The organism is Streptomyces sp. NBC_00669 (assembly GCF_036226785.1).
Classification (GTDB): Bacteria; Actinomycetota; Actinomycetes; order Streptomycetales; family Streptomycetaceae; genus Actinacidiphila.
In genome coordinates, this window is record NZ_CP109018.1 from 8,112,168 (window position 1) to 8,125,055 (window position 12,888).

Below are 12,888 nucleotides of genomic sequence, written 5' to 3' on the forward strand. Positions count from 1 at the left end.
GCGGCGCGGGAGGCGGTCACCCCGCGGCTTCGGGCGGCCCCGGTGGTCCCGGTGGGCAGGGCAGCCCGGAAGGCGCGGGCGGCCCCGAAGGCACGGGCGGCTCCGACAGCGTCGGCGGTCCCGGCGGGATCAGGCGTGGCCGGCGGCTGGCCGTGGACGTCGGGGACGCCCGGATCGGGGTGGCCTCGTGCGACCCGGACGGCATCCTCGCCACCCCGGTGGAGACCGTGCCCGGCCGCGATGTGCCCGCCGCGCAGCGCCGGTTGGCCGCCCTCGTCGCCGAGTACGACCCGATCGAGGTCGTCGTCGGGCTGCCCCGGTCGCTGAACGGCACCGAAGGCCCGGCCGCGGCCAAGGTCCGCGGCTTCGCGCGCGCTGTGGCGAAAATCATCGCCCCGGTGCCGGTCCGCCTCGTGGACGAGCGGATGAGCACCGTCACCGCCACCCACGGGCTGCGCGCGTCCGGAGTCAGTGCCAAAAAGGGACGCTCCGTAGTCGACCAGGCGGCCGCAGTCGTTATTCTGCAGAGCGCGCTGGAGACCGAGCGGGTGTCGGGCACCGCTCCGGGCGAGAACGTCGAAGTAGTCATCTGATCGCGATACGGTAACGTTCCGCGCGACACGGCGGTGCCTACGGGCGCCGCCCGTTTCGCAAGGTCGGCGGGACTGATGCCGACCGCGTACCGACGGGACCGAGGGCTGACGCCCGAGCAGCCGGAGTGGAAGACCGAGGACCGGGGTCTGCCACGGAGGGTGCGAGCAGGAAGACCGACTGATGGATGCCGATGACTGACTATGGCCGGGGTTCCGGCTCCGAACCGTGGCACCCCGAGGACCCGCTCTTCGGCGATGTGTACGACCAGGGGTACCCGCAGCAGCAGCCCCAGCACCCTCAGCAGCAGGGCGACTGGCAGGACCCGTACGCCACCGGTCAGCAGCACCAGCAGTACCCGCAGCAGCCCCAGCAGGGCTACCCGCAGCAGCAGTACGGCCAGCAGCAGTACCCCGAGCAGTCGCAGTACCCCCAGCAGGGCCACCCGCAGCAGGGCTACCAGCAGACCGGGTACGAGGGTTACGACGGCTACGAGGGCTACGACACCGGCTCGTACCAGACCGGCCAGGTCACCGGGTACAGCCAGGACCCGTACGGCGGTCAGCAGCCGCAGGACCCGTACGGGCAGCAGCCCGGCTACTACGGCCAGCAGCAACCCCAGCAGCCGCAGCAACAGGGCTACCCGCAGCAGCAGCCCCAGCAGCCGCAGTACCAGGGACAGCAGCAACACACCCAGGGACAGCAGCCGCAGCAGCCCGGCATGGGCCGACCGGGCCAGTCCGGCGCCGGCCAGCCCGGTCCGGGTCAACCCGGCGCCGGCCAGCCGGGCATGGGGCAGCCCGGTGCCCGTCCCGGCACCGCCGCACCGGGCCACCCCCAGGAGCCCGGCGCCCACCCGCTGCGCACCGCCCCGGCCAACACCGGCGAGTGGGACGCGGACGAGGAGGGCGACCCCAGCGACCACGCCTTCTTCGCCGGCCGCGACGACGATGACGACGACCACGCGCCCGAGCCGACCAGGACCGGCGGCCGCAGATCCGGCAGGTCCCAGCCCCAGCCCGGCAAGAAGCGCCGCAGCGGCTGCGCCTGCGTGGTCGTGCTCGCCGTCCTCGTCGGCGGCGTCGGCGGCATCGGCTACGTCGGCTACAACATGTACGAGAGCCGTTTCGGCCCGCCGCCGGACTACTCGGGCCAGGGCAGCGGCGACGTCCAGGTGGACATCCCCTCGGGGTCGTCCGCGACCACCATGGGCAACATCCTGAAGAAGGCCGGCGTCGTGAAGAGCGTCGGCGCCTTCACCGCCGCGGCGGGCAAGAACCCCAAGGGCGGCTTCATCCAGGCCGGCGTCTACGACCTGCACAAGCAGATGTCCGGTGCCGCGGCGGTCACGATGATGCTCGACCCCAAGTCGCAGAACGCGCTGATCATCCCCGAGGGCATGCGGGACAAGCAGATCTACGCGGCCATCGACACCCGGCTCGGCCTGAAGGCGGGCACCACCCAGAAGACCGCGCACGACCAGGCGAAGAGCCTCGGGCTGCCGTCCTGGGCGAAGCCCGGCCCGAACGTCATGGACCCGCTGGAGGGCTTCCTCTTCCCCTCCCGCTACAGCGTCTCCAAGGGCGAGAAGCCCGAGGTGCTGCTCAAGCAGATGATCGACGAGGCGAACAAGCAGTACGCCCAGTTCGACATGGCCGGCGAGGCGAAGAAGCAGGGGCTGGACAACCCGCTCGAACTCGTCACGGTCGCCAGCCTCGTGCAGGCCGAGGGCAAGACCGACGACGACTTCAAGAAGATGGCCAAGGTCGTCTACAACCGGATGGTCCCCAACAACCCGGAGACCCTCGGGCTGCTCCAGTTCGACTCGACGTACAACTACGTCAAGAACACCAGCAAGACGAACATCTCGCACAACGAGATCAACTCGCTGGTCAGCCCGTACAACACCTACAAGCACCAGGGCCTGCCGCCCGGGCCGATCGGCAACCCCGGCATCGACGCGCTCAAGGCCGCGATGGCCCCGGACAGCGGCAACTGGTGGTACTTCATCTCGCTGGACGGCAAGACCACGAAGTTCACCGAGACGAAGGCCGAGTTCGACAAGCTCTACCAGCAGTACAACTCCCAGTAGCAGGGCGCTCTCCTTGGACACCACCGCTCGGCCGCACGGCGCCGCCTACCGCGCCGCCGTGCTCGGCTCCCCGATCGCGCATTCGCTCTCCCCGGTGCTGCACCGCGCCGCGTACGCAGCTCTCGGTCTCGACGGCCGGCGGTACGACCGCTTCGAGGTGGACGAGTTGGCGCTGCCCGGCTTCGTCGCGGGGCTGGACCCGGAGCAGTGGGCCGGGCTGTCGCTGACGATGCCGCTCAAGCGCGCGATCATCCCGCTGCTGGACGAGATCAGCGACACCGCGGCCTCGGTGGAGGCGGTCAACACCGTCGTCCTGGGCGCCGACGGGCGGCGGCACGGCGACAACACCGACATCCCCGGCATGGTCGCGGCACTGGCCGAACACGGCGTCACCTCGGTGCCGTCGGCGGCCGTGCTCGGCGCGGGCGCCACCGCGTCCTCCGCGCTGGCCGCGCTCGCCCGGGTCTGCACCGGCGAGGTCACCGCGTACGTGCGCGGCCCGGCCCGCGCCAAGGAGATGGCCCGCTGGGGCGAGCGGCTCGGCGTCGCCGTGCGCACCGCCGACTGGAGCGCCGCCGCCGACGGGCTCCGCGCGCCGCTGGTGATCGCCACGACTCCCGCGGGCGCCGCCGACCACCTCGCCGAAGCGGTCCCGGCCGCCCCCGGCACCCTCTTCGACGTGCTCTACGAGCCCTGGCCGACCCCGCTCGCGGCCGCCTGGACCGCCAGCGGCGGCCAGGTCGCGAGCGGCCTCGACCTCCTGGTCCACCAGGCCGTCCTCCAGGTCGAACAGCACACCGGCGTCGCGCCCGCCCCGCTGAAGGCGATGCGTGTCGCCGGGGAGGCGGCACTCGCCGCCCGGTGAGCCCGGTGAACCCGTGAACCCGGTGAACCCGGTGAGCCCGCTGAGGAGGCCGGGGCGGCCGCCACCGCCCGTGCCGGGCCCCGGTCCGCTCTCCGGACACCCGTCCTGGCAGGTACGGGAAACGTGGGAGGATCGGGCCATAGTGGCATGGTCGTTTTCCAGGGAGCACCGTTGAGCAGATTGCGCTGGCTGACCGCGGGGGAGTCGCACGGACCCGCACTTGTCGCGACGCTGGAAGGACTGCCCTCCGGGGTGCCCGTCACCACCGCGATGGTGGCGGACGCCCTGGCCCGGCGCCGGCTCGGCTACGGTCGCGGCGCCCGGATGAAGTTCGAGCAGGACCAGGTCACCTTCCTGGGCGGCGTGCGGCACGGCAGCACCATGGGCAGCCCGGTGGCGATCATGGTCGGCAACACCGAGTGGCCCAAGTGGGAGCAGGTGATGGCCGCGGACCCGGTCGACCCGGAGATCCTGGCCGGACTCGCCCGCAACGCGCCCCTGACCCGCCCCCGTCCCGGCCACGCCGACCTGGCGGGGATGCAGAAGTACGACCTGGACGAGGCCCGCCCGGTGCTGGAGCGGGCGAGCGCGCGGGAGACCGCGGCCCGGGTCGCGCTCGGCGCGGTCGCCCGGTCCTACCTCAAGGAGACCGCGGGCATCGAGATCGTCTCCCACGTGGTCGAACTGGCCGCGGCGAAGGCCCCGTACGGGGTCGTGCCGGTGCCGGCCGACCAGGAACGGCTGGACGCCGACCCGGTGCGCTGCCTGGACGCCGACGCGAGCAAGGCGATGGTGGCCGAGATCGACCAGGCCCACAAGGACGGCGACACCCTCGGCGGCGTCGTCGAGGTCCTGGTCTACGGCGCCCCGGTCGGCCTCGGTTCCCACGTGCACTGGGACCGGCGGCTCGACGCCCGCCTGGCCGGCGCCCTGATGGGCATCCAGGCCATCAAGGGCGTCGAGGTCGGCGACGGCTTCGACCTCGCCCGGGTGCCCGGGTCCAAGGCGCACGACGAGATCGTGGCCGGCCCCGACGGCATCCGCCGCGCCACCGGCCGCTCCGGCGGCACCGAGGGCGGCATGAGCACCGGCGAGGTGCTGCGGGTGCGCGCCGCGATGAAGCCGATCGCGACCGTGCCGCGCGCCCTGGCCACCGTGGACGTCACCACCGGCGAGGCCACCCAGGCACACCACCAGCGCTCCGACGTGTGCGCGGTGCCGGCCGCCGGGATCGTCGCCGAGGCGATGGTCGCCCTGGTGCTCGCCGACGCCGTCGCCGAGAAGTTCGGCGGCGACTCGGTCGCGCAGACCCGCCGCAACGTGCAGGACTTCCTCGACCACCTGGCGATCCGGTGACCGCCCCCGTCGTCGTGCTGGTCGGCCCGCCCGGCGCGGGCAAGACCACGGTCGGCCGCGCCGTCGCCGACCTGCTCGGCGTCACCTACCGCGACACCGACGAGGACATCGTGCGGACCGCGGGCAAGCCGATCGCCGAGATCTTCATCGACGACGGCGAGCCGCACTTCCGCGACCTGGAGCGGGCCGCCGTCGCTGCCGCCCTCGACCGGCACGACGGGGTGCTCTCGCTCGGCGGCGGCGCCGTCATGGACGCCGGCACCCGCGCACGACTCGCCGGGCTGCCCGTCGTCTTCCTCGACGTCAGCCTGCACGACGCGGTGCGCCGCGTCGGCCTCGACGCCCCCCGCCCGCTGCTCGCGGTCAACCCGCGGCAGCGCTGGCGTGAACTGATGGAGCAGCGCCGCCCGTTGTACACGGAGGTGGCCCGCGCGGTGGTCGACACCGCCGACCGCGGCACGGACGAGGTGGCCGTGGCGGTACTGGACGCACTGGAACTGAAGGACGCATGAGCGACGCAGACGCACGCGAGGCCGCCGGGCGGCACGACAGCGACGGCACGGGCAGCGGCACCGGCCAGGGCAACGAGGCGTGGAGCGGGGCCGCGCCGCCCACCCGCATCCAGGTCGCCGGCACCGCCGGCACCGAACCGTACGAGGTGCTCGTCGGCCACCAACTCCTCGGCGAGCTGCCCGGGTTGATCGGCCCCAAGGCCCTCCGGGTGGCGGTGTTGCACCCCGAGGCGCTGGCCGGCACCGGCGAGGCGATCCGCGAGGACCTGGCCGAACAGGGCTACCAGGCCGTCGCGATCCAGATCCCGAACGCCGAGGAGGCGAAGACCGCCGAGGTCGCCGCCTACTGCTGGAAGGCGCTCGGCCAGACCGGCTTCACCCGCACCGACGTGGTGGTCGGCGTCGGCGGTGGCGCCACCACCGACCTGGCCGGGTTCGTCGCCGCGACCTGGCTGCGCGGGGTGCGCTGGATCGCGGTGCCCACCACGGTGCTCGGCATGGTCGACGCGGCCGTGGGCGGCAAGACCGGCATCAACACCGCCGAGGGCAAGAACCTCGTTGGCGCCTTCCACCCGCCGGCCGGCGTGCTGTGCGACCTGTCCGCGCTCGCCTCCCTGCCGCGCAACGACTACATCAGCGGCCTCGCCGAGGTGATCAAGGCCGGTTTCATCTCCGACCCGGCCATCCTCGACCTCGTCGAGTCCGACCCGCAGGGCGCGAGCGACCCGGCCGGCCCGCACACCGCCGAACTCGTCGAGCGCGCCATCCGCGTCAAGGCCGAGGTGGTCTCCGCCGACCTCAAGGAGTCCGGCCTGCGCGAGATCCTCAACTACGGCCACACCCTCGCGCACGCCATCGAGAAGAACGAGCGCTACAACTGGCGGCACGGCGCCGCCGTCTCCGTCGGCATGGTCTTCGCCGCCGAACTCGGCCGCCTCGCCGGGCGGTTGGACGACGCGACCGCCGACCGGCACCGCGCCGTGCTCGGCTCCGTCGGGCTGCCGCTCACCTACCGCGGCGACCAGTGGCCCCGCCTGCTGGAGACCATGAAGGTGGACAAGAAGTCCCGCGGTGACCTGCTGCGCTTCATCGTCCTGGACGGCCTCGCCAAGCCCACCGTCCTGGAGGGCCCGGACCCCGCGGTCCTGCTCGCCGCCTACGGTGAGGTGACCGAGTGACCCGCCCCGTCCTCGTCCTCAACGGCCCCAACCTCGGCCGCCTCGGCTCCCGCGAGCCCGACGTCTACGGCGCGACCTCCTACGCCGGCCTCGTCGAGTCCTGTACGAAGCTCGGGGCAGAACTCGGTCTCGACGTCGAGGTCCGCGAGACCAACGACGAGGCCGAGCTGATCCGCTGGCTCCACGAAGCGGCCGACGCCCGCCTGCCCGTCGTCCTCAACCCCGGCGCCTTCACGCACTACTCCTACGCGATGCGCGACGCCGCCGCCCAGCGCACCGCCCCCCTCATCGAGGTGCACATCTCCAACCCGCACGCCCGTGAGGAGTTCCGCCACACCTCCGTCCTCACCGCGGTCGCCTCCGGCGCGATCGCCGGCTTCGGCATCGGCTCCTACCACCTGGCCCTCCGCGCCCTATCAGAAAACCTGGCCACCTAGTCCCAACCCCGCCACGGAGTTCCCTCCGCGGGAGGCGTCCACCTTTCAGGGGCGCTGGGGGCACCTCCCAGGCGAAGCTCTGGGGGCGGAACTGCGCGGCCAGCCGACCACCGGCGGGTGGTCCGGGCACAGGTCGCAGGGGCTGGGCCTGGGGGTCGTTGTCGGGTTGTCGGGATGGGGCTCGCTTGGCGGGAGGCGTCCACTTTTCAGGGGCGCGGGGAACTGCGCGGCCGACCGGCCACCGGCGGGTGGTCCGTGTACAGGTCGCGGGGGCTGGGCCTGCGGGTCGTTGTCGGGCTGTCGGTACGGGGCTCGCTTGGCGGGGGGCGTCCACCTTTCAGGGGCGCGGGGAACTGCGCGGCCAATCGGCCACCGGCGGGTGGTCCGTGTACAGGTCGCGGGGGCTGGGCCTGCGGGTCGTTGTCGGGCTGTCGGTACGGGGCTCGCTTGGCGGGGGGCGTCCACCTTTCAGGGGCGCGGGGAACTGCGCGGCCAATCGGCCACCGGCGGGTGGTCCGGGCACAGGTCGCAGGGGCTGGGCCTGCGGGCCCCGGGGCACCCCCATCCGCAAGGGCGCCCAAGGCCATGTGCAGGCATCGCCCGCCCGCGTGGGGCACCCCACCCCCGGTGGCGGGACGCCCAAGCGCCCAGGGGCGGTTGGGCGTGAGCCGAACCGCACGGTACCGTTCAAGCCGTGGCGCGCCCTGGTCACGCAGAGCGAACCGCACAGACCTCCGGTACGGGATGGAGTGGCCGACATGCAGCACGCCGTGGGGGCGCCCCAGCCGCCCGGCCCGGGTCAGGGACCCGCGCCCGTGCCGGGCCAGGCACCGATCCAGGGCCAGGCGCCAAGCCAAAGCCAGGGTCAGGGCCAAGCGGCAGCCCCCGGCACCACCGGCCACTTCCCGATGCCCGCCCCCGCCCCGGTCCAGGCCCCGGCCGTACCCAGCGGGGGCTCACTCCCGGGCGCGGCGCACGGCCCGATAGCCGTGCTGCTGATCGGCGCGGCCGGCGCGGGCAAGACCACGATCGCGCGGCACTGGGCGGACCACCGCGGTGTCCCCACCGCGCACATCAGCCTGGACGACGTACGCGAATGGGTCCGCTCCGGCTTCGCCGACCCGCAGGCCGGGTGGAACGAGAACTCCGAGGCGCAGTACCGCCTGGCCCGCCGCACCTGCGGCTTCGCCGCCCGCAACTTCCTCGCCAACGGCGTGTCCTGCATCATCGACGACGCGGTCTTCCCGGACCGCCCCACGGTCGGCCTCGGCGGCTGGAAGCGGCACGTCGGCCCGGGGCTGCTGCCCGTCGTCCTGCTGCCCGGCTTGGACATCGTACTCACCCGCAACGCCGAACGCTCCGGCAACCGCCGGCTGTCGGACGAGGAAGTCGCCCGTATCCACGGCCGGATGGCCGGCTGGTACGGCTCGGGCCTGCCCATCATCGACAACTCCCACCTCGACGTGGAGGCCGCCTCGGCCGCCCTCGACCGGGTGGTGGCCCGCAGCCTCCAGGGCCCGCCGATCTGGTAGCGAGCGCGGCCGCCGTCTCAAGGCTGCTGGTCCCGCTCGCCGGGCAGGGGCGCGGACGCGGCCAGCGCGTCCCCGAGCGCGGTGCGCCGATACAGCACCGAACGGCCCGAACGGGCCCGCGCCACCAGCCCCGCCCCGCGCAGCACCGCGAGGTGGTCGCCCACCGCCCCGGGCGCGAACGCGAGTTGGCGGGCGAGCTGGGTCGTGCTCGCGGGAGCGTCCAGCGCCGCCAGCAGCCGGGCCCGGGAACGGCCGAGGAGAGCCGCGAGCGCGTCCGCGGCCGGGGGCTCGGGCGTCTCGTGCAGGACGGCGGTGCCGCGCGCGGGGTAGACGAGCGTCCGCGGCCACGGGTCCTCGAAGTACGCGGCCAGCCCCGGCCAGGTGAAGATCGACGGGATCAGCAGCAGCCCCTCGCCCCGCAGGTGCACCGTGCCGCCGTCGATCGGCGCCAGCTCGATCCCGCCGTCGTGCCAGCGCACCCCGTCGTGCAGCTCGCCGATCGCCGCCGCCCAGCCGCGCTCGCCGATCACCCCGACCCGGTGCACCACGTCCCGTTCGCACAGCGCCCGCAGCCTCGGCCAGTCCGGTGCCACCAGTTCGTGCCAGGCCCGGTCCAGCGCCGCCGCGATCCGCTCCACCACATCCGGCGCGTCCAGCACGGCCCGCACCCGCGGGTCACGCACCGGCTGCCGCGCGCGCTGCCGGGTGATCTCCGCCCGCGCCTGCTCCGGGGCGGTGGCGCGGATCGCCGCCAGGTCGTCAGCCCAGCTCTGCGCGGGCCCGCGCGGCGGCACCGCGACGAAGTCCGCGCCCGCCTTCGGCGTCTGGAGGGCCAGCACCGCGTCCAACTCGGTCTCCCGGCGCAGCCGTTCGAAGCCGGGCCGCAGCCGCGCCGCCCACGCCGCCGGCAGCCGCCCGTCCCCCCGGTTCAGTGCGCGCAGCACCGTGTTCAGCTCGAACGCCGGCGACAGCGCGAAGCGGCTGCGCAGCAGGTCCTCGGTGGCGACTTCGAGCCGGAGCATGCCGCCGACCCTACGTCCTCGGCGCCGCGACCTTACGTCCCCCGGCGAATCATTCGCGCTCCGCGGCCCGCTCCCGGGAGGCTGCCGGACATGGCCTCCACCGGCACCGCGCCCCTCACCCCGGCCCGTACGACCTACCGCGACGTGCTCGCCGAGCCCCGCTTCCGGGTGATCTTCGCGACCCGTGTGCTCGCGATCACCGCCGACTCGCTGCGGATCTCCACCTTCTCCGTCCTGGTCTACGCGACCACCTCCTCGCCTCTGCTGAGCGGTATCGCGTTCGGCGCCGGTTTCCTGCCGCAGGCGTTCGGCGTCACCCTGCTCGGCTCGCTCGCCGACCGGCTGCCGCCCCGCGGCCTGATCACCGCCGGCTACCTGCTGGAGTGCGCCACCGCGCTGCTGCTCGCCCTCGCGGCGCTGCCGATCGCCGTGAGCCTGGTGCTGATCGCCCTGATCGCCTTCCTCACCCCGGTCTTCGGCGGCGCCGCCAACGCGCTGGTGGCCCGCTCCCTCACCGGCGACGCCTACGTGCTGGGCCGCTCCCTGAACAACATGGCCTCCTCCGCCGCGCAGCTCGCCGGCCTCGGCCTCAGCGGCGCCGCCGTCTCGCTGCTCGGTGCCCGCCACGCGCTGCTGGCGGGCGCCGCGCTGTACGCCCTCGCCGCCTGCCGCATACGGCTCGCGCTGCCCCGGCTCCCCGCGCCGGGTCCCGCCGCGTCCTCCGCGTCCCCGGTCCGGGCCAGCCTCGCCGCCACCGCCGCGCTGCTACGGGCCCGCCGGCCGCGGCGGCTGCTGCTCGCGCAGTGGCTGCCGGGCGCGTGCGTGGCCGGGGCCGAGGGGCAGATCGTCGCCTACGCCGGTTCCCAGGGCTTCGCCTCCGGCGGGTACGCCGTGCTCATGGCGTGCCTGCCGGTCGGGATGCTCGTGGGGGACGTCCTCGTCGGCCGGATGCTGCGGCCGGACACCCGTGAACGGCTGGTCGCCCCCCTCATGGCCCTGATGGGGCTGCCCCTCCTGCTCTTCGCCGCCCGGCCCGGGCTCGCGGCCGGCGCGCTCCTCCTTCTCCTCGCCGGTGTCGGCTTCGCCTACGGACTCGGCCTCCAGCGGCCCTTCCTCGACGCCCTCCCCGCCGACGCCCACGGGCACGCCTTCGGGCTCCTCGGGTCCGGCACGATGACCCTCCAAGGAGTCGCACCCGCCCTCTTCGGCGCCCTCGCGCTCCCCTTCGGCCCACCCCTTGCGATGTCCCTCGCGGGTGCGGCAACGGTTCTCACGGTGCCCCTTTCTCGCCGCGGACCCTCCCGGGTGCCCCGGCCCGCCGCCTGAGCGGACACCCGCCGTCACGCAGCCGGGCGCGAGGCCGAACCCGTCGCGGCGGGGAGCCGTAACCCACGGTTCGGAGCAGCCGGGAGGAAATCCGTACCGTCGCGGCGGGAAAACCGGAGCACCCTGCACCGAGAGGTGGTCCCGAGAACGGGGGCGACGGCTGGACTTGGGGGTCCCGTTACCCCCGGAGGGACTCGTGGAGAGGCCAACCCGGGAGCGCCGTCGTAGGCTCGCCGCATGGCGGAGGTGCATACGGTACGCAGAGCACGGCTGCGCGAGCGCTGCGCCGCGGCGGGCGCTGCCGCCGCGCTGGTCACACAGCCCGCGAACGTCCGTTACCTGACCGGCTGCGCCCCCCCGGGCGCCGCCCTCCTGGTCGGGCCGGGCAGCGACGACACCCTCGTCCACCTGCGCCCGCCCCCGGACGACGCCCCCCAGCCCACCGACGACCTGCGCAACGTCGTGCTGGCCTCGCCCGACGCGGACGCCGCGGTCGCCGCCGCGGACCTCGCCCGCCAGCAGCAGGCCGACGGCCTCGCGGTGGAGGAGCACCACCTCACCGTCACCCGCCACCGCGCCCTGCGCTCCGTGGCCCCGGGCGTGCGCCTCACCGATCTGGCGGGCGCGGTCGAGCAGCTCCGGCTGATCAAGGACGAGCACGAGATCGCCAGCCTGCGGATCGCCGCGGAGATCTCCGACCAGGCACTGGGCGAACTGCTGGAGTCGATCCTGGTCGGCCGCACCGAGCGGCACCTCGCGCTGGAACTGGAGCGCCGCCTCGTGGACCACGGCGCCGACGGCCCGGCCTTCTCCACCTGCATCGGCACCGGCCCGCACTCGGGTGTGGCCCGCCACGTCCCCACCGACCGCCGGGTGGAGGAGGGCGACTTCCTCACCGTGCGGCTCGGCGCGTGCTACCACGGCTACCGCTGCGAGGTGGGCCGCACCTTCGTGATCGGCAGCGCCCCCGCGTCGTGGCAGATCGAGCTGTACGACCTCGTCTTCGCCGCCCAGCGGGCCGGCCGTGAGGCCCTCGCACCGGGCGTGGCCTGCCGCGACGTGGACCGTGCCACCCGCGAGCCGCTGCGTGCCGCGGGCCACGCCGAGGGCCTGGCGGCATGGACCGGACACGGCGTCGGCCTCGAAATCGACGAGGACCCTCAGTTGTCACCCGCGGCCGTGGGTAAACTGGACGCTTGCGTGCCGGTCACCGTCGAACCGGGAGTCCACCTTCCGGGCCGTGGCGGTGTCCGCATCGACGACACACTCGTCGTACGCCCCGTGGCGGACGGCGGACCCGAGCTACTCACCATCACGACCAAGGAACTCCTCGCGCTGTGACCGCCTAGGGTGGTCGGGCCGGGCACGTCCTCGGTCCCGAAGCAGCACTTTCAGGAGATTCCGCAACCGTGGCCACCACGAACGACCTCAAGAACGGCCTCGTGCTCAAGCTCGACGGCGGCCAGCTCTGGACCGTAGTCGAGTTCCAGCACGTCAAGCCCGGCAAGGGCCCCGCCTTCGTGCGCACCAAGCTGAAGCACGTGCTCTCCGGGAAGGTCGTCGACAAGACCTTCAACGCCGGGCTGAAGGTCGAGACCGCCAACGTCGACAAGCGCGGCATGCAGTTCTCCTACAAGGACGGCAGCGACTTCGTCTTCATGGACTCGGAGACGTACGACCAGATCACCGTCACCCCCGAGGTGGTCGGCGACGCCGCGCACTACCTGCTGGAGGGCTTCGAGGCGGTCGTCGCGATGTACGAGGGCTCGCCGCTCTACATCGAGCTGCCCGCCGCCGTCGAGCTGGTCATCGAGTACACCGAGCCCGGTGTGCAGGGCGACCGCTCCACCGGTGGCTCGAAGCCCGCGCGCCTGGAGACCGGCTACGAGATCGGCGTCCCGCTGTTCATCACCACCGGTGAGAAGGTCAAGGTCGACACCCGCACCGGCGACTACCTCGGCCGGGTGAACAGCTAAC

12 protein-coding genes are annotated in these 12,888 nt (G+C 73.7%); 11 read left to right on the top strand and 1 reads right to left on the bottom strand.

Going from position 1 to position 12,888, the window contains the following annotated elements:
- Positions 1-128: 128 nt before the first annotated feature.
- From ruvX to OG896_RS34320, 8 genes are all read left to right on the top strand, one after another.
- A complete protein-coding gene (gene ruvX, locus OG896_RS34285) occupies positions 129-593 on the top strand; it encodes a Holliday junction resolvase RuvX (RefSeq protein ID WP_329374441.1) in 465 nt (154 codons plus the stop codon).
- Positions 594-784: 191 nt separating this feature from the next.
- On the top strand, positions 785-2,683 hold the full coding sequence (gene mltG, locus OG896_RS34290; RefSeq protein ID WP_329371604.1) for an endolytic transglycosylase MltG: 1,899 nt from the start codon (positions 785-787) through the stop codon (positions 2,681-2,683).
- Between the two features lie 13 nt (positions 2,684-2,696).
- Positions 2,697-3,548: a shikimate dehydrogenase gene (locus tag OG896_RS34295; protein WP_329371606.1), complete on the top strand. Its 852-nt coding sequence runs from the start codon at positions 2,697-2,699 to the stop codon at positions 3,546-3,548.
- A 171-nt stretch (positions 3,549-3,719) separates the two neighbouring features.
- Positions 3,720-4,904, top strand: coding sequence for a chorismate synthase (gene aroC, locus OG896_RS34300; RefSeq protein ID WP_329371608.1), 1,185 nt, complete (start codon positions 3,720-3,722; stop codon positions 4,902-4,904).
- Complete coding sequence (locus OG896_RS34305; protein ID WP_329371610.1) at positions 4,901-5,416, top strand: shikimate kinase; 516 nt, start codon at positions 4,901-4,903, stop codon at positions 5,414-5,416. The genes aroC and OG896_RS34305 overlap by 4 nt, the downstream gene beginning before the upstream one ends.
- Positions 5,413-6,594 (top strand): 3-dehydroquinate synthase, encoded by a 1,182-nt coding sequence (gene aroB / locus OG896_RS34310; protein ID WP_329371612.1) that lies wholly within the window; start codon positions 5,413-5,415, stop codon positions 6,592-6,594. The genes OG896_RS34305 and aroB overlap by 4 nt, the downstream gene beginning before the upstream one ends.
- Positions 6,591-7,031, top strand: coding sequence for a type II 3-dehydroquinate dehydratase (gene aroQ / locus OG896_RS34315; RefSeq protein ID WP_329371614.1), 441 nt, complete (start codon positions 6,591-6,593; stop codon positions 7,029-7,031). The genes aroB and aroQ overlap by 4 nt, the downstream gene beginning before the upstream one ends.
- Positions 7,032-7,789: 758 nt before the next feature.
- Positions 7,790-8,563 carry an AAA family ATPase gene (locus OG896_RS34320; RefSeq protein ID WP_329371616.1) on the top strand — a complete coding sequence of 258 codons (774 nt, stop codon included), beginning with the start codon at positions 7,790-7,792 and terminating at the stop codon, positions 8,561-8,563.
- A 17-nt stretch (positions 8,564-8,580) separates the two neighbouring features.
- Here OG896_RS34320 and OG896_RS34325 read toward each other — a convergent pair whose 3' ends face one another.
- Positions 8,581-9,585, bottom strand: a complete 1,005-nt coding sequence (locus OG896_RS34325) for a DUF5937 family protein (RefSeq protein ID WP_329371618.1) — start codon at positions 9,583-9,585, stop codon at positions 8,581-8,583.
- Positions 9,586-9,675: 90 nt separating this feature from the next.
- On the opposite strand from OG896_RS34325, the gene OG896_RS34330 reads away from it, so the two are divergent.
- From OG896_RS34330 to efp, 3 genes are all read left to right on the top strand, one after another.
- Complete coding sequence (locus OG896_RS34330) at positions 9,676-10,911, top strand: MFS transporter (protein ID WP_329371620.1); 1,236 nt, start codon at positions 9,676-9,678, stop codon at positions 10,909-10,911.
- A gap of 237 nt (positions 10,912-11,148) precedes the next feature.
- Positions 11,149-12,252, top strand: coding sequence for an aminopeptidase P family protein (locus OG896_RS34335; protein WP_329371622.1), 1,104 nt, complete (start codon positions 11,149-11,151; stop codon positions 12,250-12,252).
- A gap of 68 nt (positions 12,253-12,320) precedes the next feature.
- Positions 12,321-12,887, top strand: a complete 567-nt coding sequence (gene efp, locus OG896_RS34340) for an elongation factor P (protein WP_329371625.1) — start codon at positions 12,321-12,323, stop codon at positions 12,885-12,887.
- The last annotated feature ends 1 nt before the right edge of the window (position 12,888 follow it).